The following is an 18,634-nucleotide window of genomic DNA, read 5'->3' on the forward strand; positions in this document are numbered from 1 at the left end:
ATAAAGAATCATTTATTATTTAATATAAAAGAATTGCTGGAGTTATCACTGTATGATAATGAACCATCTTTGCTTTTATTTTTTCTTTTAAATTCTTCTATAACTTCACCAATATCCGGTTTATCTTTTTTCTCTTTGTTAGCTTCTTCCTGTTCTAATTCCTCTTTAAAATTTTGAAGTTTGGGTTTTTCTAAAACAAATTCTTCTTCTACATCTTCTGCTTCTTCAGGTGGTAATTCACCATCAATTGTTAAATATAATTTGTTTTTAATTTTATTTGTTAAACCAGAAGTATGGGCTTCAGCTTCAATTAATTGAATAATTTCACGGGTAAGTTGTTCCATGTCATCGTTTCCTTTAACCCAAACAAGACCATTTTGACCAACGACGATTTTACAATTGGTTTTGTCTTTAATCATGTTGATCATGGAACCTTTTTTACCAATTAATCTGGGAACTTTAGTTGGAGCAATATCTACAATTATTCCTCCCTTGAATTTACCCATTCCCCTGCCTTTTAAACCGAGTTTCGCCTTTTTGATTTCATCAACATCGACAACTCTTAAAAATAGCACATCCCCAACGTCAAATGTCCTGTTGAGTTCTTTTTTTTCACGACCAAACACTTCAAAAGCAGGTAAAATTCCAGAATATGGAGAATTGATGTCTACATCCCACATTGAGAATCTGACATCTTTAATTTTACCAATAACAACATCTCCTTTTTTAGGAACATATTTACTTTTTAAAGGAATGACTCTAATCTTTTTATTCCTTAAAGAAACACGTCCCAATAAAGAAGAACAAACTTTACCGTTCTCTTTAAAGGTACCTCTTCCTGAATAGTATTCGTCATCGGCCAATATTTGACCTGGAATAACTAAATCTTTATTTTCCACGTGTATCATAATAATCCCATAAGCATGAAAATTAATTAATTATTAAATGGTTTTAGTTTCTGCTTCTCCACCTGAAATTTCAGCCATTTTTGAAGCGAATGAATTCTGAAGACCACCCGGCATTTCAATAATAGCTATCCAAGAACCATCTTGTTGCCATTCTTCATTAATAATTTCACCGAATCCATGAATAACATTATAAGCACCACCTGCTGATGACCCTGGAAGTCTGACTGCAACTTTAACTTTTTCAAATCGGATTGGTATAAGTGGTTTGATAGCTTTTAAGGCTGATTGAACTTGTTGATCAACTGATATGAATGGATCAAATTTGACTTTTGCCTCATTACAGGCATTTTCAATTCTTTGCACCGGGTGAGGCAATCCATTTTGAGGATTTATCGCTTCTGTAGCAATTTTATTAATAACCAGTTTTCTTTTATCCTCTTGCATTCTTCTTTTTTGATCAGCAGTTAATTGAACAGTCCCTTTTTCAAGAATAACCTTTGAAACTTCGATTGGATCAGTAGTTTCAAAGATTTTATTCATAGATTCATCAGAAGCTTTATCTCCTTTTTTAGAATCTTTGAATATTTCTTCAACAGCTAAAAGATCTTCAATGACAACATCAGGACCATCAGGATTTCGAAAATCTGCTGCTAAATCAGGGTCAACTAATATTTCAAAATGTTCACCGCAATATTCGTATTTAGCAATAATAGCTTCATCAATATTTACCATCAAAGCATCTCCTAACTAATTAATTTATGAAATGATTATTCTTCTGAATCTTCTTGAGATTCATCGGTTTCTTCTTCCTCTTCTTTAGGAAGTACTTCATCAATGTATTTTTGCACTTCTTCTTGAGAAAGTTTTTCGTATTTTTCATCTTCAATTTTAATTACTGCAATTTCAACATTGTTTGAAGTAGTATCATGGTCAGTAGCTTCATTAATAGCAGTTAAAGCTAATCCAATAGCTTCTTCTAATAATAAATCATCTTTATATTTATCTTCAAAAATGTCCATTGCTGCAGACCTTCCAGAACCAATGGCAGTTGCTTTGTATTCAATCAAAGCTCCACTAGGATCAGTTTCGAATAATTTACATTTACCATCATATACTCCACCAATGATTAAAGCAGAACCGAATGGCCGTACCCCACCATTTTGTGTGTATAATTGTAACATGTCACATAGTTTTTTAGATAAGCTAGTTACATGAATTTGTTCGCTGTAAGTTATTTTGTTGATTTGTGCTTCAACTCTTGCTCTTTCAATTAATGCTCTTGCATCTGCAACAAGACCTGAAGTGGCTGCACCAATATGTTCGTCTATTTTAAATATCTTTTCAATAGATGATGCTTCAACTAATTTAGAAGTAGTTCTTTTGTCAACAGCTAAAACAATTCCTTCTGAACTTTTTACACCGATTGAGGTGGTTCCTCTTTTAACAGCTTCTCTTGCATATTCTACTTGAAAAAGTCTTCCATCTGGGCTAAAGACAGTAATAGCCCTATCATATCCAGCATTTTGTAAAGGTTGCATATTTATTCCTCATATTTTTATAAATATAATTTTTCAATTTCGACAACTTAAAAAATAAAACCGAATCTCCATGAAAAGGCAAATTGTTATTTTAATCACATATTTTCGTGAATTAAAATATTTTTTATTCTTTTTTCCATAAATCCAATAAATATTTATAATGATATTTATTTATATAGTTTTCTATTTAAAAATAACAAAAGTAATTAAATAAACTTTTGAGAAGCATGTATGGTGCCTGACAATCCAATAGATGTAATTGAAATGCTTTTGCCATTATATTTACTCACCAATGCTAATGATGACCTCACATCATCTGCAAACTCTCTTTGACATCTTATTATGGATTTATAATGATTATACTCCTCAGTTTTCTCCATCTCATAGAATCGCACAACCCATAAATTAAAATTAGATGTCCTGCATTCCCCTTGAAATCTAATACATGTATTCCAAATAAGATTAACCAAATCGCCTTTGTCAATCTCAGAGATGCTTTTAATATCTACTGTTAAATATCTATTGTTTTTTCTAAGTGTTGGGGGCAAAACCTTAAGTTTCATCACTAACCCTCCTAACACCTTTTAAAATTAGATTACGCCTATTTTTATTATATTCCAATATGCTCCTTGCATCATTAAAAGATTTGATGATTTCATCATCTGTTAATCCTGTTTGTTTGAAAACAGCAATGAAATCATGGACACTTTTAATATCAAAGATAGTTTCCGCCCTAGATGATAAAACTAAAGGAAAATCAAATTTCCTATATAATGTATAGATATCTTTCATATTAGAAATGATTTTAGCTCTTGGAGCCAGATAACTTCTTAAAATATCTTTAAAACATATCTCTATTGCAACATTATTCCTGGCGGCTTCTTTTGCAAGAATATGATTTAAACCTGAATCGTATCTTTTCAGGTAAGGTCTTGACAATGCATCAATTTTAATATTTTCCAAAACCCAACGATTAACCTTCAAATCCCCACCAATGACAGAAACGCACAAGGTTTTATCTCTAAATTTATTAACAAATTTTCTAATTTCATTAACGTTGGTTGATTTAATCTCTAAAGTATAATCAAAATCAATAATATCTCCCAAATTATCATTCAGCTCATTTCTTAACTTTAAAGCGTTTTGAAAGTCATTTTGATTATATGAAAAATTAATATGCTCCCATCCATATTTAGAGGCTTCAATAGCTAACTTAACATTATTCTCCAAGTCATTTCCTTGAATATTTAAATCAAAAAACATAGTAATCAATTTACACTTCATATATTAATAATCTTTAAAAAAAAAACAAAATAAGTGATAATCATATCACTTATTGATATCTAAAGAATTCAACTTGCCAATCTACAGTTTCATAGTAATCTATGGTAAATACTTCCTCAGAAGATGATTCGTATGTAAATGAGTCAGATTTTGTCTTAACTGCACTTTTTGAACCCCAATCCACTCCACCAGAATCCCCACTAGATCCGGTAACGTACAAATGATTTGTTGCATAGTTTTTAATTGGATATGCTGAGAGTTTTACCATGATCTTACCTTCAGGAACACTAATAGTTTCTGAACCCGAACCCGAACCCGAATAACTGCCTATAGACACCCAATCTTTAGACTCTGTTTTTGATGAAGAGATAGGTTTTGTTTTTTCAGAAGCATCCCTGCTATATTTTTCACCATTACTGCTATCCACAGATTGACTTTCATCTGAATCAGCACTTTGTAAATTATCATCATTTTGAACCGTGTGTGAAGGATTACCTAATACAAAATACCCAATAGTTCCAGCAAGAATTATAATAACCACGATTAAGGCAATTATAAGATATCTGGAATTATTTCTTTTAGGTTCGCTTTCACCAACGGCTACAACTAATGAACTTCCACATTTAGTGCAAAATTTCGCTTTGTATTTATTTTCAAATCCACATTTACTACATTTCATATTGCTCATTTAAAAAAAAATTAATTTTATATATTTATTTTTACCACATGTTATATATTTAATTTTTTATTTATCCGGCACTTTCAAAAACATAAGTGATTTAAATTTAAACAAATTTCCCTTAAATCAGAAAAGGATAAGCAAAATATTAAAAAAAATACATGTCGAAATTTAACCGAACAACTATTCCATTTTTATAAAATTATTAAAGAAGTGAGTAAAGTAACTATATAATGTTATAAAATATTTTATATCATGAGTAATATAATAGATAACCATGGTAAAAGAAAACGATGAACTTTTAAAATTAACTTCATATGTTCAAATTTCCAAATACCGAGAAAAAACCTTAAAATCACTTGGTGATGATGTTAAAATACCAACAAAAATCGCAAGTGACAGCGGGATTAGAACCAATCACATTTCAAAAGTTCTAAGCGAATTAAAAAGCAAAGAAATTGTTGAATGTATAAATGAAGAAGCTCGTAAAGGAAGATTATACAGATTAACCGATACAGGTAAGGACGTATTAAAAAATATTAAAGATAAAGAAGAAAAAGAAGAATAAATTAACTTGATTCTATCCCTTCTTTTATACTTTCTAATTCCTTTAATTCTTCAACATTTTTTGAAACTTCTTTTAAAACATCACACAGAACATGAATCAGAATACTATTTTTAACATCAAAAGGAAAACACTTATCAGTTTCCTTAAATATTGAATCATAAGTTGGTTGAGTTAGGTCTTTACGATATTGTAATTTAATTTCACTTCTTAACTCCTCATCAATGTAATTTTCTAAAAAAACAATTATTTCATTTGCAAATGAGTTTCCAAGAGTTATCATATTATCTAATGATTCTTCATCAAAATTTATATTTTCAACCAAAGCATTAAATGAACCGTAATTTTGATATCCGTATGGTATAAATCTTCCCTCAACGGTGTGAGCGCAATATTCATTCATTATTTTAAACTCTAAAAGTGTTAAAAAATACCAGACAAAACTTTGAAGTGTTGAAGAGGGTTTAACTTTAAAAATATGACATAATAAACTTTCAATTATGCTGAATAAGAAAAAATGTCCTAATTCATGAATAATTGTTGCAATTTGGACGGAATCAGCTAATCTGTCATCATAAAAAATACCATTACCTAAAAATATGAAACCACGTTCAAAACCCCTTGATTTAGGTTTGCATGGTGTAAAAATACTGGCTAGATTTAAAATCTTATTTTTGGTAGTTTCTCCCCAAATTTCTATGTAATCTGCTCTAATAAAAATATTAGAAATAATCTGGCCATATTCCTCAGAAGTTATTTGGGCATTAGCCAGTAGATTTTGGTTAAACTCGTTGAACAAAGTATCAAAGTCCTCAATAGAAATTGGATTGATTTGACTTTTACAATTAATACAAAAAGTAGCGTCATCCGTGTTAGTTTCACCGCAAACAGGACAAATATGTTCCAATATTAATTTATTGCCGCAGTGCGTGCAATAATTATTCTCTTTAAAATTTAAGGTCCCGCATACATCACAAGCTCTCAAATAAACCACTACCTAAACCTACTTTTTAGACTTTTAACCGTATTGTCAATTGACTTTTTATGTATAATCTTTCTTTTAATGTTTTTTCCACAATTAGGACAATACACAATATCCCATTCCAATATTTGTCCACAAGAACAAATAATTCTTGTTTTTAATTCTTTTTGAGGATTTAATGGCCTTTCACATTCTTCACAGAACTTTAAATGTTTGGGATTTATATGTCCGCAAACACAAACTATTTTTGTATCTTCCTTATTTAAATTAGCTCCACAGTCAGTGCAAAAATCGGCTGTAATCTCATTTAAATTAGAGCAAGTACATAATATTAGCATGTCACCATTATTGCCATAATTATTCAATGGCAAACCACAATTCCGGCAAAAAAGTGATCCATTATCATTTTCTTCACCGCAAAAACAGAAAATAGAATCTTTAAATTCTAAATTAAAATTACTATAATTATCAAATACGGGAGTTTCTTCATCCTTTAGTTTTTTACCACACATTTCACAGAATACATTGTCTTTTGAATTAATTGATCCGCATTCACATAAGACAGTGCCAACTGAAAATTTAGGTTTGGAATTTCTTTTAAAAATCTTAGACAATTTACTTTGTGACCTTTTAGCTCCACACATATAACAATATTCATTATTGACATCATTCATATATCCGCAGGAACATATTTCATATTTAACCTCTTTTTTAGATTCAATATATGGTGAAAAGTCAATTGGAAAATTGAAAAATCCAATATTGTGTACTGGAGGTATTAAAACATGAACATCATTGTCAGCATCATATTTAGTTTTGTGTCCGCAACCAGTACAATATGGTTCATTTGCAAGTATTCTATGACCACAGTATTTACAGTAATTCTCTAAAGCCATTTTTACCTTAGTTTATTTTTTTAATGATTGAATCTCTCCAACTACTTTAAACAATACCTCTTCACCAAGCCCTTCAATGTATTTGATAGATCCTGCACATTCATGACCTCCACCATCTACACCTGCTTGTGGAACTCTTTCAATCATTTTAGAAACAATTTCATTTACATTAAATCCATATTGCTCATTTACGGCATCAGTTGCCCTAAATACACCAAAATCAGGCCCATGACCTAATGTAACAATCGGTTTGTCTTCACCCAATTGTTTTATTACATGATCATGAACAAATCCGCAGGTTTTTCCAGGAGCAGGGAATGTGAACTTATGTGCGAATTTTTCAACATCTAAAAGGTTTATGTAGATTCCATTGTCAAGTTGGGTTTGTTTGATATTTGGTAGAGCCGCTCTAAGTTGAGTGTCAATACGTTTTTGATATTCCTTGTATAATGCATCAATCATTTTTCTGTGTTTATCGAAATTATCAACAGCAAGAATTGTATCCATTATACCTCTACCATTCATGAATCTTAAGAAATAAGCTTCAAAGTCAACACATTCAGCGACTTTTGATAAGTGTTCTTTTGTAAAACCCTTTTGAGCAGCCAATTCTAAGTATTGGCAGACTTCACCGCATTCAGCACGGTCACCTAATGCTGCAATAGCCGGTAAATGTTTAATTAATTCCTCTACTTCAGGATTTATAATATGGGCTACTTCTGCTGCAAGACAACCGGCAGTTAATTGTGAATCTCCACCAACCAAGTATGGATTTACATGAGTATCAACATATTCGTCAACAGATACTCTTGCACCATAAATTTCACCATTCCTTACGTCCTTTGTAAGCAATTCCCCTGGAAAGTGGTGGTCGATTACAACGACTTCTATATCATAGATTTTAGCTTGCATTAATGCCACAATATCCTCTTCAGTTGAACCGTTATCCAATAATACGATTAATGGTAATTTTTGCCCATGCCTTTCTTGGTCTTCAAGTGCAAATGACAAGTCCTTAACAACATCCTCAAGCTCATAGAATGGAGCTTTACTCGGTGATCTTTTAAAGTAATAATATTCAGCATCATTACTTGGATTTACTTTCTGTATTAAAGGAACGATAGCTTTTTCCATTGCAACACCTGAGCAAATTCCATCGGCATCATTATGGTGTCTAAGTAAAATAGTCCTTCCATCAAGTATCGCTCTTCTAATTTTTTGAGCGGCTTCATACATTTTAGGTTTGAGTCTGTTTAAAATATCACTTTTGACTAAGAAATCAACCTCTTGCGGTTTAGCTCTCTCATTTAATGCATCGTCTATCAATTTATGTAGTTGCTTAGTGTTTTCCTCATCAAGTTTAATCATTGAAGATGACTCTATTTGTGTTTTTCCACTGTGTTCGTTCACTTCACCAATAACCTGCACCGCATCAGCTACCTCGATTTCAGGATAAGATCTCTCACCTGCTTTATCAAAAGCGGCAATTTCAGTAGTTCCACTTTCATCACTAATAATGAATATTGTTGGTCCAGAGGTCTGTTGAATTTGTTGGACTTCACCATCAATTCTAACAAACTTGGATTTTTTCTCATCCAATTGAGAGATAAGAGTTCTTGGAATAGATTTAGTTAATTTTTTAATATTATAAGATTCAACATGCGCCGGTTCGAAATCTATTTTGCCTTCTCTTGATTTAATAGCTGTTACAACTACAATAACCTCATCACCGACTTTATAATCAGAAACATCGCCTCTCATGAGTCCCCAAACATCATTATTTAATGTAACAAAAGAACCATATTTTTCAACTCTTGTTACTTTTCCCAGATATAATTTATTTTTATCCATATCTTTCATATTACACAAAGAATCTAAGACATAAACATCCTTAGGTTGTTTTCTTTTAGCTTCGTATTCCTCATATTTCATTTTTTCAACCTTTCTTTTTTCTCTACATTCCGGACATATATCATTTTCATCAAGAAGTTTTCCACAGTCCCTACATACATTAATCTGACCGGTTCCATGACAATCAGGACATTCCTCATATACTTCAACCTGTCCTTTTCCATTACATACCTCACATGGAATATCCTCTTCTCCTCCAAGGTCAAATTTAGCTTTTGCTTTACTGTTTACTCCTTTAAAATGAGTACCTACATTGAACAAATCATCTTCAAAACCTGTTCCTCCACAGGCGTCACATTCTTTATAGTCCACCACAATTGAACCTATTCCCTTACACTTGCGACATTTTGTTTTCAATTTAAAAACCTCATATTAAGTAAATAATTCATTATTCCCTTGAACAATATTATTTCTTTCATCTTGATATTTTACTGCATCATACATTAAATCATTAGCTTCACTACCATGGGTTGAGCCGGTATAATTATAATTTTTTTCCAAATAGTATATTGATTCTTTAAGCTCATCAGTAGCGTTTAGTTTTAATTTTAATTCATGTATTGTTGTGTCCATATAATTCTTATGTACTTCATTTAAATCACTGCCATATTTATCTAAAATTTCGGATAATTTTGCCAAACTCCTATTATAATTATCCTTCGCATCGTCTGCTTTTTGACTTGCATCATGAAAATTTCGTTGATTTAATAATTTAACGGATTCATTGTAATCTGCATCCCCCTGAACAATTCCATCACTAATTTTTGGCATAGATTTGTTAATATTTTCCATTGAACTATCCATTAGAACAATAGAGACGGATACAACAAGCAAAACTACAATAAAAATTACTAATTTAACATAACTAGACACAATATAAATTATATACTAACAAGTAATTAAACATTATTATGAAAAAAAATAAGAAAAAAAGGAGTTTAAAAATAATTTTTAAACTTATTCACTGGACCAAAGTCCATGTTGATTACAGAAAGCCAATGCTTTAACATCATCAGTTGAGTTTACAGTAAATGTAGCTTCTGCAACGTCTCCCGGTTTGAAGCATTTGGCATATTGTTCAGCACCTGCTTCAACAACAACAAATTGAATGTAGTGGTCATCATCCATTGGATGGGCAGCTTCACCGACTTTAACGGTTACATTATTCCCATCAATTTCCACAACAGGTTTATGTTTAAGAGCTTTATCCCCTTCAGTTTGTGTAGGGAATTCAAACATGTGATCATTACATACACTTTCATCGCCTTCAGCTAACACCTGAATAATACTTCCACATTCATTACATTTTAATATTTTTGCCATATAAAACATCTCCATTAGATATAATGAATGGTTTATTATTTAGAGTATATATTATTATTGATTATTTTCATAATAATTTTCAATTGCAGCTTGAAGTCCATCGGCAGCAAGGTTTGAACAATGCATTTTTATAGGTGGAAGGCCATCTAACTCTTCAGCAACATCATTACGAGATATTTTTAAAGCTTCCTCCAAGGTTTTTCCAACAGCAATTTCAGTAATCATACTGCTTGTTGCAATAGCTGCTCCACAACCAAATGTTTGGAAACTTATATCCTGAATAACATCATCTTTTACTTTAATGTAAATTGTCATTAAATCTCCGCATGTTGGGTTTCCAACAGTTCCCACTCCATCTGCATCATCCATCATTCTACAATTTCTTGGGTTTGCAAAGTGATCCATTACCTTTTCTGAATAATCCATATAAACACTCTCCTATTCTCTTCCTACAACTTTGTTATAATTTAATTCCTGATTCCATAATGGGGACATTTGTCTTAATCTTTCAACTGAGCCGGCGATTACTTCAACAAATTCATCAATATTGAAATCGTCACTTTCTGGAGATAAAGATACTCTTAGAGAACCATGAACATCAACAGGATCTAAACCTAATGCTGCCAATACTGGAGATGCCTCTAAAGTATTTGATGAACATGCTGAACCAGTAGATGCCTGATATCCTTTAGCATCTAAAAGTAAAATTAAAGATTCCCCTTCAATGGCTTTAAATCTGAAGTTTACAATATTAGGCAATCTCTTTTCAGGATCCCCATTTAAATACGAATCCGGAATTCTTGAAAGCACCTTTTCAATTAGTTCATCTCTTAAGGCAATATGTTTCTCATAATGTTCCTTGAGGTTTTCTACAGCCAGTTCACATGCTTTTCCAAAACCAACAATACCTGAAACGTTTTCTGTTCCAGATCTGATGCCTTTTTCTTGACCTCCCCCATGGATAAGAGGCACCACCCTTGTTCCTTTTTTAACATATAATGCTCCAACACCTTTTGGACCGTTTACCTTATGGGAGGATAATGAAAGTAAATCAACATTTAATTTTTCAACATCCACTTCAATTTTGCCGAAAGTTTGTACTGCATCAGTATGGAATTTGATTCCTTTTTCATGGGCGATTCTGCCAATTTCCCCAATGGGCTGAATAGTACCAATTTCATTGTTACCATGCATAATGGTGATTAAAATTGTCTCATCAGTGATTGCCTCCTCCAAATCTTCAATTTTAATAATGCCATTTTCATAAACCGGCAAATAGGTTACTTTAAAGTCAAGAGACTCTAAAAATCCCAAAGTGTTTTTTACAGCAGGATGTTCAATTTCACTTGTAATTATGTGTTTACCTTTTTTAGCTAATTTAAAAGCGATGCCCTTAATTGCTAAATTATCGGATTCGGAACCACCACTAGTAAATATAATCTCATCTTTTTTAGCATTGATTGAATCGGCTACTCTTTGACGGGCTAATTCTAATGCTTTTTTAGATTCGCGACCTATTCCATAAAGAGTTGACGGATTGCCGAATTCTTCTGTGAAATAAGGCATCATTTCATCTAAAACTTCTTTGCTAACTTGAGTAGTTGCTGAGTTATCCAAATACATTTCATAACTTATTAAAATAACATCAACATTCATCAAATACTTACCAAATGCTCTCTCTCACAACAGATAAAAAAGTGATATAATGAAATATAAACACATGGACAAATACCACATGTTACAAACCCTTTTCAATGAGAGAAATACTGCGGAAGGTACACGAAGAATATTTTGGCGAAGTGTAAAATATTTTGAACAAATAACTCAAAAATCAATAATTGAATGTTTAGAAATAGCTGAACGTGAAGAGGAAAACAATATCAGATGGAAAAACTGTAGTTTGCGAAAATGGTTAATAAAATACCGCAAATGGGTATTTGAAAATTATAAAATATCAACAGCACGGACATATTTAACAATGATCAAAACAGTATTCCGCCATTATGATATAACCATAGAATCATTACCCTATTTCAGCACCAAACAAAGCAACCAGTCAATACCAATCAATCCTGATAATCTTGTTGACAGGGAAATTCTGAAATTATGTATTGAAACAAATAATCCTTTGTTAAAAGCTATCACTTTATTAATGTCCAGCAGCGGGATAAGCAGGATAGATATTTTGAATTTAACAATTGAAGATTATTTAGAAGCTACTTCTGAATATCATAATCATGAAAATGTATGGGAAGCTATAAATGATATGGCTGAAATTGATGTGATCCCAACATGGCATCTCAAAAGACAAAAAACTGGAGTACAATATTATACTTTCAGTTCACCTGAAAGTACACGTGCAATTAATATGTATCTGCTTAGCAGGCCAGATTATTTGAAAAAGAATAAACTATTATTTCATGTTAATGAAAGATATTTCAATCAATTATTCAAAGACACTAATGACAATCTAAGTTTAGGTAAAAATGGCCAGTATAGTAGGTTTGCACCGCACATGTTAAGACGTTATCATGCTACACAATTAATTGAAGCTGGTATGAGTGAAGGTAAGGTGGATTTGTTGCAAGGCCGTAAACCTCAAAGTATTGCTTATAATTCTTATATTAAAATAAAACCTAGTAAATTGAAAAGTGAATATGTATCTGCATTGCCTTTTATTGTTATTGAGGACATTAATAAAGTTAAAAGCGAATTGGATATGGCTAAAGAAAAGAATGATGTGTTGGAAAGTGAGAATAGTGAGTTGAAAAAACAGTATGATGAAACTAATAAACGTATGGATAATTTGGAAAAATTAGTTTTAGGTAATATTAGTGATGATAAATTAGATAGATTGCACAAATTGTTATAGTTTTATTGTTTTTGTTGAACACGGAAAAATGAAATGCATTGTGTTTCATTTTTTCACCATGAACAACTAAATAATATTCACTTAAAAATACTGAACAATACAACTTCAAATTATAAATAACATGAATAGAAACATTTAAATAAAAAATTTACAAAATATAAAAATAACAACTAAAAAAATTATTATTAGCGTGGTTAAAAAAAAATGAGTGATAAACAAAACAACATTAAATTATTTGAATCCCAAGAAATAAGAGTTAAATGGGACGATGAAATAGAAGATTATTATTTCTCAGTAATAGATGTTATTGCAATTCTTACTAAAAGTAAAAATCCTAGTGCATACTGGAGAAAGCTAAAACAACGAATTTCAGATGAATCTGATGAAAGTGTGACAATTTGTCACAAGTTGAAAATGCCTGCAAAAGATGGAAAAATGCGATTAACAGATGTTGCAACAACAAAAGAATTATTAAGACTTATTCAATCAGTCCCATCACCTAAAGCAGAACCATTCAAACAATGGTTAGCTCAAGTAGGTAGTGAAAGACTTAATGAAATAGCAGACCCTGAATTAGCTATTGAAAGAGCAATTAATTTATATCGTGAAAAAGGGTATACTGAAGAATGGATCACTCAAAGAATGAGAAGTATCGAAATAAGAAAAGACTTAACTGCTGAATGGGATAGGTCTGGTGTTAAAATAGGTCGTGAATATGCAATTCTCACAAATGAAATAAGTAAATCCTCATTTGGATTAACAACAAAACAACACAAACAATTTAAAGGATTAAAAAAAGAAAGTTTACGTGATAATATGACTAATGCAGAATTAGTTATAAATATGCTAGGTGAATTAGCCACTACAGAAATTAGTAAAACTGAAAATCCCGAAGGTTTCAAAGAAAGCAAAATAATAGCTAAACGAGGAGGAGACATTGCAGGTAATGCACGCAAAGAACTAGAAGCAAATACAGGTAAAAAAGTAGTAAGTAAAAAAACAGCAAAAAATCCAAAAACATTAGATGAATGATTTAAAAAATTAAAGAGGAGTTATGGGAAACATGGATGATTTAATAAATGTTGAAAATATGAAAACATCATACAGGATTGTTGATGAATCAATTCAAAGCTTAGATAATAAAGCAGTGCAAATGATAAGTATCATTGGAATAATGTTCACTATACAAGTAACAATACTTCCAAATATTGTATACTCCATTGGAGTAATAACCTTAGTATTATCATTAATATCATATTTCCTTTCAGCAGGTTTATTCATTAAATCTTGCATGGTAAAACAATACAAATTTTACCCTACTCCTGAAACAGTATGTCATCATTATGAAGATGATGTGACCTGTGAAGAATATATTAGTGAATTTATTGGTGAAAGCGAATATGTTGTGAATTATAATTTAAATGTTGCTAATGGTAAAGGAGAGTATTCTAAATTTGGATTTTACTTCTTTGCTTTAGGATTATTTTTAACATTAATAACAGTAATTTCAGTAGTGATACAATGAAAATATATAATAGAAACATTACTGAAGAAAAAGAAGATAAGAAAAAGAATAAAAAGAAACGTAAAAGAGATAATACTAGTGCGTATATATACAAATGGGCAAAAATAGGTGATGAAAAAAATGAAAATTAAAAAAATACTTGGAATTTTAATAATCATTTGTGTAATAATACTATGTGCAACATATTCTAATCATCATGATTTGAATAATAAAACTCAAGCAAACAATACAACCAATATTACAAAAAATAATACTACTAACATTACAAACAAAACAGTAGATAATACAAGTAATATAAAACATACTAAATCAACAATAAAATCAAATAATAATAAAAATCAAGAAGAAAATAAAGAACCAGAATACGGATCTGATAGTTATGTTGAAAAATGGGATAAATCCAATAAAAATGGTGATGATTGGGCATACACACATTCACAACCAGTAAAAAAAGAAAATGGACATGATTATAAAAGAATTTATGATGAGGATTCTAGGAAAAGTTATTGGTATCAAACAGACCAAGATTATGAATAAAAACAATGATTGAGAGAAATTAAAAAGAAAAAATAAGGTTTTTGTAATAATGGATTGGGGTCGTAGATGCGCCAACATCTCACCCAATCAGGTTACAAAAAATAGTTCACAGGACAGTGAGACCATAGTAACCATATGTAATTTTTATAATAAAAACTATTTAAATTTATCCTATGCTAAAATAATAAATCCTGAAAGAATATATTTACGTGACTTTAAAAGTTACTGTAATGTATTATTAGATGATAATAAATATTATCCTGTAGCTAGAATGTATTTTAATAACATTCATCGGTTAAGAATAAGTTTATTTGATGGATATGAAAAAGCAGGAAAAGGCAAAAAGCTATTTAAAGCTTATAATATCAAAAATGTTAATGAAATTTATAATTATAAGGAGCAAATATTAAAAACAGTTAATGTTTATTTAAGAGAAATCAAAAAGAAAAACAAACGAAAATAAGATTTTTTGTAATAATTGTGGGTCGTAGGTGCGGCAACACCTCACCACAATAGGCTACAAAAAAATTAGTAATTCCGGGACGGAATACCAATGCGTGATTTCATAACCTATTATAATTTATTACCTAAAAACTATTTAAATTTATCCTATGCCAAAATAAATAGTCCTACACGAAGTAGGGAGTTATCAACAACATTAGCGGGAGCTATCTTTAAAATTAATAAGATTAAAAAAATTAAAAAAGAGAATTATTCTACAACTTTAGAAACTTTAACAGTTAATTCATCATTAATACTCTCAACACACCATTCAATTCTATCTCCAGATTTAACATTGAGCATTTTAGCTATTGTGGCGGGGACACTACTTTTAACTGCATTAGTATTGCTTGCGCCTTTGATGATTTTTGTTTTTTGTTTGAATATCACTACCATGACCTCCATGTTTATTCTTAATTACTATTATATATATACTATACAGTATTTAAAATTTGTCCTAATAAGGTTAATGAAAAGAGTAATATTTATATACTACCACAACCAATTTATTATTACAGACATGGTTCAAAAGCGGCAACTTTTGAAAACATATCTAAAAAATCCAATGCGTGATTTATATGAAAGAATTTAGTGAAGAAGTAAAAAAACAATTAGAAGATGAAGGACTTACTGATACAGTCCTCAAAATTGGTTGGAATTACCTTCAAGCTCAAAAAGAAGGTGATTTAAATGGTTAAACACTACTTTTTATGGGAAACCCCAATAACTCATAAATGGAATGTAGTAGATGTACAAGGATACGTATATGGAGATGGGGATGATCCTCAAAAAGCCATAGATATGGCTTTAGGATTAAACATTTCTAAAGAGGACATTAATACGGAGGGAATATTATGAGCATGTATTCCTCTTTTGAAGTGTATCCGCATAGTTTTGATGAACCTGGTGAGAGTAGTGTTGATAAGCAGTATCAACAATATCTTTCACTACATCCATCAGAAATGAGTGAAGAGGACCTAAAGGAAATGTATGATGAATACTACTCCTGTTATGAGGAGTGGTATTTATGAGTAAATCATATACTAATGATTTTCAACGTAGCGAAAGTGTAGGTTGGTTAGTTCATAATAAAACAGTTTGGAATTTAGAAGACATTGAAGCAATACAGGAAGCTTTCATCAACAAAAATCAAATTGTATTACCTGTTTCCAGAGTTTTTACTTTTAATGGTACGGGTTATCGTTTTGATGCTTTAATCGTTAACAGGTATCATAGACAGGATATTGAAGAGTACTTGTTTACTCAGAGAATTGAGTATTATGTTCAAGCTGAGGGTAGGGGTGATGTTGCTTTGATTATGATCAACCAAACTTCTGCGGATGAAATTCTTAAAAACATTAGTATTCTTAAAAGGGGTGATTGAATATGATATTATTTGATTACACTACTAAAAAAGATACTCCAGCTAGATTAGGGAAAGTGGAAGAAAGTAACACTTCCTTCTTTAATCTTCTTTTAGAATGGGCAATGAACCATCCAAATATAACATTCCTAGTATTATTCATTGTTTTAGCAGCATTATTCGGCTTATTATTCAATGTGATGCATGGTATGTTTACTATTGAATCTGGTGTTATGAGAAACTTCTTATATGGAGGAGTATAAAATGGCTACAGAAAATACTTTAATGAATATAAAGGATATTGTTCCTGATGTTGATACTGCTATTGAACAGTGGAATGTGTATCAAAGATTATGTGGGAAAGAAGGTATTCTTGATGAGAATGATTTTCAAAAAATCATGGTTAAAGAAAAAAATAGTAAAGGAGAATATGGCTTAGTTGAAAGGGAATTTAAAAAGAAAAGTGCTTGGCAAAAATTAGGTAGGGCATTTAATGTAAATACTCATATTGTTACTCATGAGTTCATAAGAACTAAAACTGGTCGTATTAGTGAAGCATATTATTGTGTATGTGCAACATTGCCTAATGGGCGTAGTGTTGAATCAGATGCATTATGCTCCCGTAGTGAAAAAGGTAAACAAAAAGTCAGTGATCATACTATCATATCAACTGCTAAAACACGGGCAACTAACCGTGCCATTAGTGAGTTGATAGGAGCTGGTGAGGTAAGCAGTGATGAAATGACTGCAGAAGAAATGCCAAAGAGTAGAAAATCTAATGAGATGATTGATGTAGAAATTAATAAGGAAGAGTTCACCACTGGAGATAAACTACAAGACGTAGATTATGATCCAGTAAGCTTAAACTATGCACGAACCATCAAAGCATCACTACAACAAACAAAATCCATAATTAATAAAGTAAGTATGAAAAATCGCTTATTAGTATTAATTGGAAATGGGGACATTAGTGCAGACATGGAAGATAAGTTATTAGCTTTCATTAATGAACATTGTCCCGAAGCAATTGAGGATGATGATGTGGAGGAGTCCATATGACTTCTCCAATAACCATTACCCATGGGGATAATGAAGTAATCCAATTCGAAGTCAGATCCAGTAGTAATCCTGAAACATATATGGTTACATGGGATATTGATAATCATTGGTTATGTGATTGTCCTGGTTGCATGTTAGGACGTCATTTATGTAAACATATTCTTCAGTGTATTGATTACATGAAATTCATAACAATGACCTTACTGGATGATCCTATAGTATTCAAAGGGGTGGGGTTATGAGTGGTAAGCAACGTATTCAACTTACTCTTGATTGTGATATTGTTGATGCTGCAAAAGATAGGTATCTTAGTGTATCTAATCGTGTTAATGAGTTATTGGCTATGGATATGTATGGTTCTGATGAAAAGGATGAATTAGTAAATAGGTTGCATGAGTTGAAACTTGAAGAGAAATCAATTACTAAAAGAATTTGTGAGCTTGAGAAGAAAGAGGTTATAATTCAAGAGAATGGTTCTAATATTCAAGAGATTATGGAGTGGGTTAATACTATTTATTCCAGGAAGGGAGTTGTTGGGTTGAATAAAGTTGAAGCTGAATGTAAGCGTAAACATGTTTCTTTTGATGAGATTAAACAGATTTTGGATGCTGAGGAGATTGCTTATGTTAAATATTCATGAGAAATTTAACAATTTCAAGTGTATTTTCGTGAGTACTTATAGGGCAATGTG

General features: G+C 31.1%; 28 protein-coding genes. 14 read left to right on the forward strand and 14 right to left on the reverse strand.

Features of this window, described 5'->3' with window-relative positions:
* Positions 1-8 precede the first annotated feature (8 nt).
* The 6 genes from rrp4 to Q9969_RS03575 form a co-directional block, all read right to left on the reverse strand.
* The gene (rrp4, locus tag Q9969_RS03550) at positions 9-908 is read right to left on the reverse strand and encodes an exosome complex RNA-binding protein Rrp4 (protein ID WP_305514126.1); all 900 of its coding nucleotides are present in this window, start codon (positions 906-908) and stop codon (positions 9-11) included.
* A gap of 33 nt (positions 909-941) precedes the next feature.
* Entirely contained in the window at positions 942-1,640 is a 699-nt protein-coding gene (locus tag Q9969_RS03555; protein WP_305554499.1) for a ribosome assembly factor SBDS, read from the reverse strand.
* 35 nt (positions 1,641-1,675) lie between these two features.
* Positions 1,676-2,446: an archaeal proteasome endopeptidase complex subunit alpha gene (gene psmA, locus Q9969_RS03560; protein WP_305514122.1), complete on the reverse strand. Its 771-nt coding sequence runs from the start codon at positions 2,444-2,446 to the stop codon at positions 1,676-1,678.
* 206 nt (positions 2,447-2,652) lie between these two features.
* Entirely contained in the window at positions 2,653-3,009 is a 357-nt protein-coding gene (locus Q9969_RS03565) for an Rpp14/Pop5 family protein (RefSeq protein ID WP_305514119.1), read from the reverse strand.
* The gene (locus tag Q9969_RS03570) at positions 2,999-3,709 is read right to left on the reverse strand and encodes an RNase P subunit p30 family protein (protein WP_305514118.1); all 711 of its coding nucleotides are present in this window, start codon (positions 3,707-3,709) and stop codon (positions 2,999-3,001) included. Before Q9969_RS03570 ends, Q9969_RS03565 begins: the two co-directional genes overlap by 11 nt.
* 70 nt (positions 3,710-3,779) lie before the next feature.
* A complete protein-coding gene (locus Q9969_RS03575; protein ID WP_305514116.1) occupies positions 3,780-4,409 on the reverse strand; it encodes a zinc ribbon domain-containing protein in 630 nt (209 codons plus the stop codon).
* Positions 4,410-4,686: 277 nt separating this feature from the next.
* Between Q9969_RS03575 and Q9969_RS03580 the strand changes: the two genes are divergently transcribed.
* A complete protein-coding gene (locus tag Q9969_RS03580) occupies positions 4,687-4,977 on the forward strand; it encodes a transcriptional regulator (protein WP_305514112.1) in 291 nt (96 codons plus the stop codon).
* Between the two features lies 1 nt (position 4,978).
* On the opposite strand, the gene Q9969_RS03585 is transcribed toward Q9969_RS03580, so the two are convergent.
* The 7 genes from Q9969_RS03585 to Q9969_RS03615 form a co-directional block, all read right to left on the reverse strand.
* Complete coding sequence (locus Q9969_RS03585; protein WP_305554502.1) at positions 4,979-5,968, reverse strand: zinc ribbon domain-containing protein; 990 nt, start codon at positions 5,966-5,968, stop codon at positions 4,979-4,981.
* The gene (locus Q9969_RS03590; protein ID WP_305514108.1) at positions 5,968-6,852 is read right to left on the reverse strand and encodes a zinc ribbon domain-containing protein; all 885 of its coding nucleotides are present in this window, start codon (positions 6,850-6,852) and stop codon (positions 5,968-5,970) included. The genes Q9969_RS03585 and Q9969_RS03590 overlap by 1 nt, the downstream gene beginning before the upstream one ends.
* 12 nt (positions 6,853-6,864) lie before the next feature.
* Positions 6,865-9,120 (reverse strand): DHH family phosphoesterase, encoded by a 2,256-nt coding sequence (locus Q9969_RS03595; protein WP_305554505.1) that lies wholly within the window; start codon positions 9,118-9,120, stop codon positions 6,865-6,867.
* 15 nt (positions 9,121-9,135) lie between these two features.
* Positions 9,136-9,567 carry a hypothetical protein gene (locus tag Q9969_RS03600; protein WP_305554508.1) on the reverse strand — a complete coding sequence of 144 codons (432 nt, stop codon included), beginning with the start codon at positions 9,565-9,567 and terminating at the stop codon, positions 9,136-9,138.
* A gap of 153 nt (positions 9,568-9,720) precedes the next feature.
* On the reverse strand, positions 9,721-10,086 hold the full coding sequence (locus Q9969_RS03605) for a desulfoferrodoxin family protein (RefSeq protein ID WP_305514103.1): 366 nt from the start codon (positions 10,084-10,086) through the stop codon (positions 9,721-9,723).
* Positions 10,087-10,140: 54 nt separating this feature from the next.
* Positions 10,141-10,512: a Fe-S cluster assembly scaffold protein NifU gene (gene nifU, locus Q9969_RS03610; RefSeq protein WP_305554511.1), complete on the reverse strand. Its 372-nt coding sequence runs from the start codon at positions 10,510-10,512 to the stop codon at positions 10,141-10,143.
* 12 nt (positions 10,513-10,524) lie between these two features.
* Positions 10,525-11,709 carry a cysteine desulfurase family protein gene (locus Q9969_RS03615; RefSeq protein WP_305555008.1) on the reverse strand — a complete coding sequence of 395 codons (1,185 nt, stop codon included), beginning with the start codon at positions 11,707-11,709 and terminating at the stop codon, positions 10,525-10,527.
* Positions 11,710-11,791: 82 nt separating this feature from the next.
* On the opposite strand from Q9969_RS03615, the gene Q9969_RS03620 reads away from it, so the two are divergent.
* The 6 genes from Q9969_RS03620 to Q9969_RS03645 all read left to right on the forward strand — a co-directional run bounded on the left by Q9969_RS03620 (position 11,792) and on the right by Q9969_RS03645 (position 15,483).
* The gene (locus Q9969_RS03620; RefSeq protein ID WP_305554514.1) at positions 11,792-12,958 is read left to right on the forward strand and encodes a tyrosine-type recombinase/integrase; all 1,167 of its coding nucleotides are present in this window, start codon (positions 11,792-11,794) and stop codon (positions 12,956-12,958) included.
* 204 nt (positions 12,959-13,162) lie between these two features.
* Positions 13,163-13,990: a Bro-N domain-containing protein gene (locus Q9969_RS03625; RefSeq protein WP_305554517.1), complete on the forward strand. Its 828-nt coding sequence runs from the start codon at positions 13,163-13,165 to the stop codon at positions 13,988-13,990.
* Positions 13,991-14,021: 31 nt separating this feature from the next.
* Positions 14,022-14,483: a hypothetical protein gene (locus tag Q9969_RS03630; protein WP_305554519.1), complete on the forward strand. Its 462-nt coding sequence runs from the start codon at positions 14,022-14,024 to the stop codon at positions 14,481-14,483.
* On the forward strand, positions 14,480-14,614 hold the full coding sequence (locus tag Q9969_RS03635; protein ID WP_305554522.1) for a hypothetical protein: 135 nt from the start codon (positions 14,480-14,482) through the stop codon (positions 14,612-14,614). Before Q9969_RS03630 ends, Q9969_RS03635 begins: the two co-directional genes overlap by 4 nt.
* Complete coding sequence (locus tag Q9969_RS03640; RefSeq protein ID WP_305554525.1) at positions 14,604-15,020, forward strand: hypothetical protein; 417 nt, start codon at positions 14,604-14,606, stop codon at positions 15,018-15,020. The genes Q9969_RS03635 and Q9969_RS03640 overlap by 11 nt, the downstream gene beginning before the upstream one ends.
* 49 nt (positions 15,021-15,069) lie before the next feature.
* Positions 15,070-15,483: a hypothetical protein gene (locus Q9969_RS03645; RefSeq protein ID WP_305554528.1), complete on the forward strand. Its 414-nt coding sequence runs from the start codon at positions 15,070-15,072 to the stop codon at positions 15,481-15,483.
* Between the two features lie 248 nt (positions 15,484-15,731).
* Here the strand turns inward: Q9969_RS03645 and Q9969_RS03650 are convergent, their stop codons facing one another.
* Positions 15,732-15,911: a hypothetical protein gene (locus Q9969_RS03650; protein ID WP_305554531.1), complete on the reverse strand. Its 180-nt coding sequence runs from the start codon at positions 15,909-15,911 to the stop codon at positions 15,732-15,734.
* Positions 15,912-16,211: 300 nt separating this feature from the next.
* Here Q9969_RS03650 and Q9969_RS03655 point away from each other — a divergent pair, with 300 nt between their 5' ends.
* The 7 genes from Q9969_RS03655 to Q9969_RS03685 are packed head-to-tail and all read left to right on the forward strand — an operon-like array spanning position 16,212 to position 18,583.
* Positions 16,212-16,379: a hypothetical protein gene (locus tag Q9969_RS03655; RefSeq protein WP_305554534.1), complete on the forward strand. Its 168-nt coding sequence runs from the start codon at positions 16,212-16,214 to the stop codon at positions 16,377-16,379.
* The gene (locus tag Q9969_RS03660; protein ID WP_305554537.1) at positions 16,376-16,552 is read left to right on the forward strand and encodes a hypothetical protein; all 177 of its coding nucleotides are present in this window, start codon (positions 16,376-16,378) and stop codon (positions 16,550-16,552) included. The genes Q9969_RS03655 and Q9969_RS03660 overlap by 4 nt, the downstream gene beginning before the upstream one ends.
* Positions 16,549-16,905 carry a hypothetical protein gene (locus Q9969_RS03665; RefSeq protein ID WP_305554540.1) on the forward strand — a complete coding sequence of 119 codons (357 nt, stop codon included), beginning with the start codon at positions 16,549-16,551 and terminating at the stop codon, positions 16,903-16,905. Before Q9969_RS03660 ends, Q9969_RS03665 begins: the two co-directional genes overlap by 4 nt.
* A 2-nt stretch (positions 16,906-16,907) precedes the next feature.
* Positions 16,908-17,147, forward strand: coding sequence for a hypothetical protein (locus Q9969_RS03670; protein WP_305554543.1), 240 nt, complete (start codon positions 16,908-16,910; stop codon positions 17,145-17,147).
* Between the two features lies 1 nt (position 17,148).
* Complete coding sequence (locus tag Q9969_RS03675; protein WP_305554546.1) at positions 17,149-17,943, forward strand: hypothetical protein; 795 nt, start codon at positions 17,149-17,151, stop codon at positions 17,941-17,943.
* Positions 17,940-18,185 (forward strand): hypothetical protein, encoded by a 246-nt coding sequence (locus tag Q9969_RS03680; RefSeq protein ID WP_305554549.1) that lies wholly within the window; start codon positions 17,940-17,942, stop codon positions 18,183-18,185. The genes Q9969_RS03675 and Q9969_RS03680 overlap by 4 nt, the downstream gene beginning before the upstream one ends.
* Complete coding sequence (locus Q9969_RS03685; RefSeq protein ID WP_305554552.1) at positions 18,182-18,583, forward strand: hypothetical protein; 402 nt, start codon at positions 18,182-18,184, stop codon at positions 18,581-18,583. The genes Q9969_RS03680 and Q9969_RS03685 overlap by 4 nt, the downstream gene beginning before the upstream one ends.
* The last annotated feature ends 51 nt before the right edge of the window (positions 18,584-18,634 follow it).

This window comes from Methanobrevibacter sp. V74, from assembly GCF_963082495.1.
In the GTDB taxonomy this organism is placed as follows: Archaea; Methanobacteriota; Methanobacteria; order Methanobacteriales; family Methanobacteriaceae; genus Methanocatella.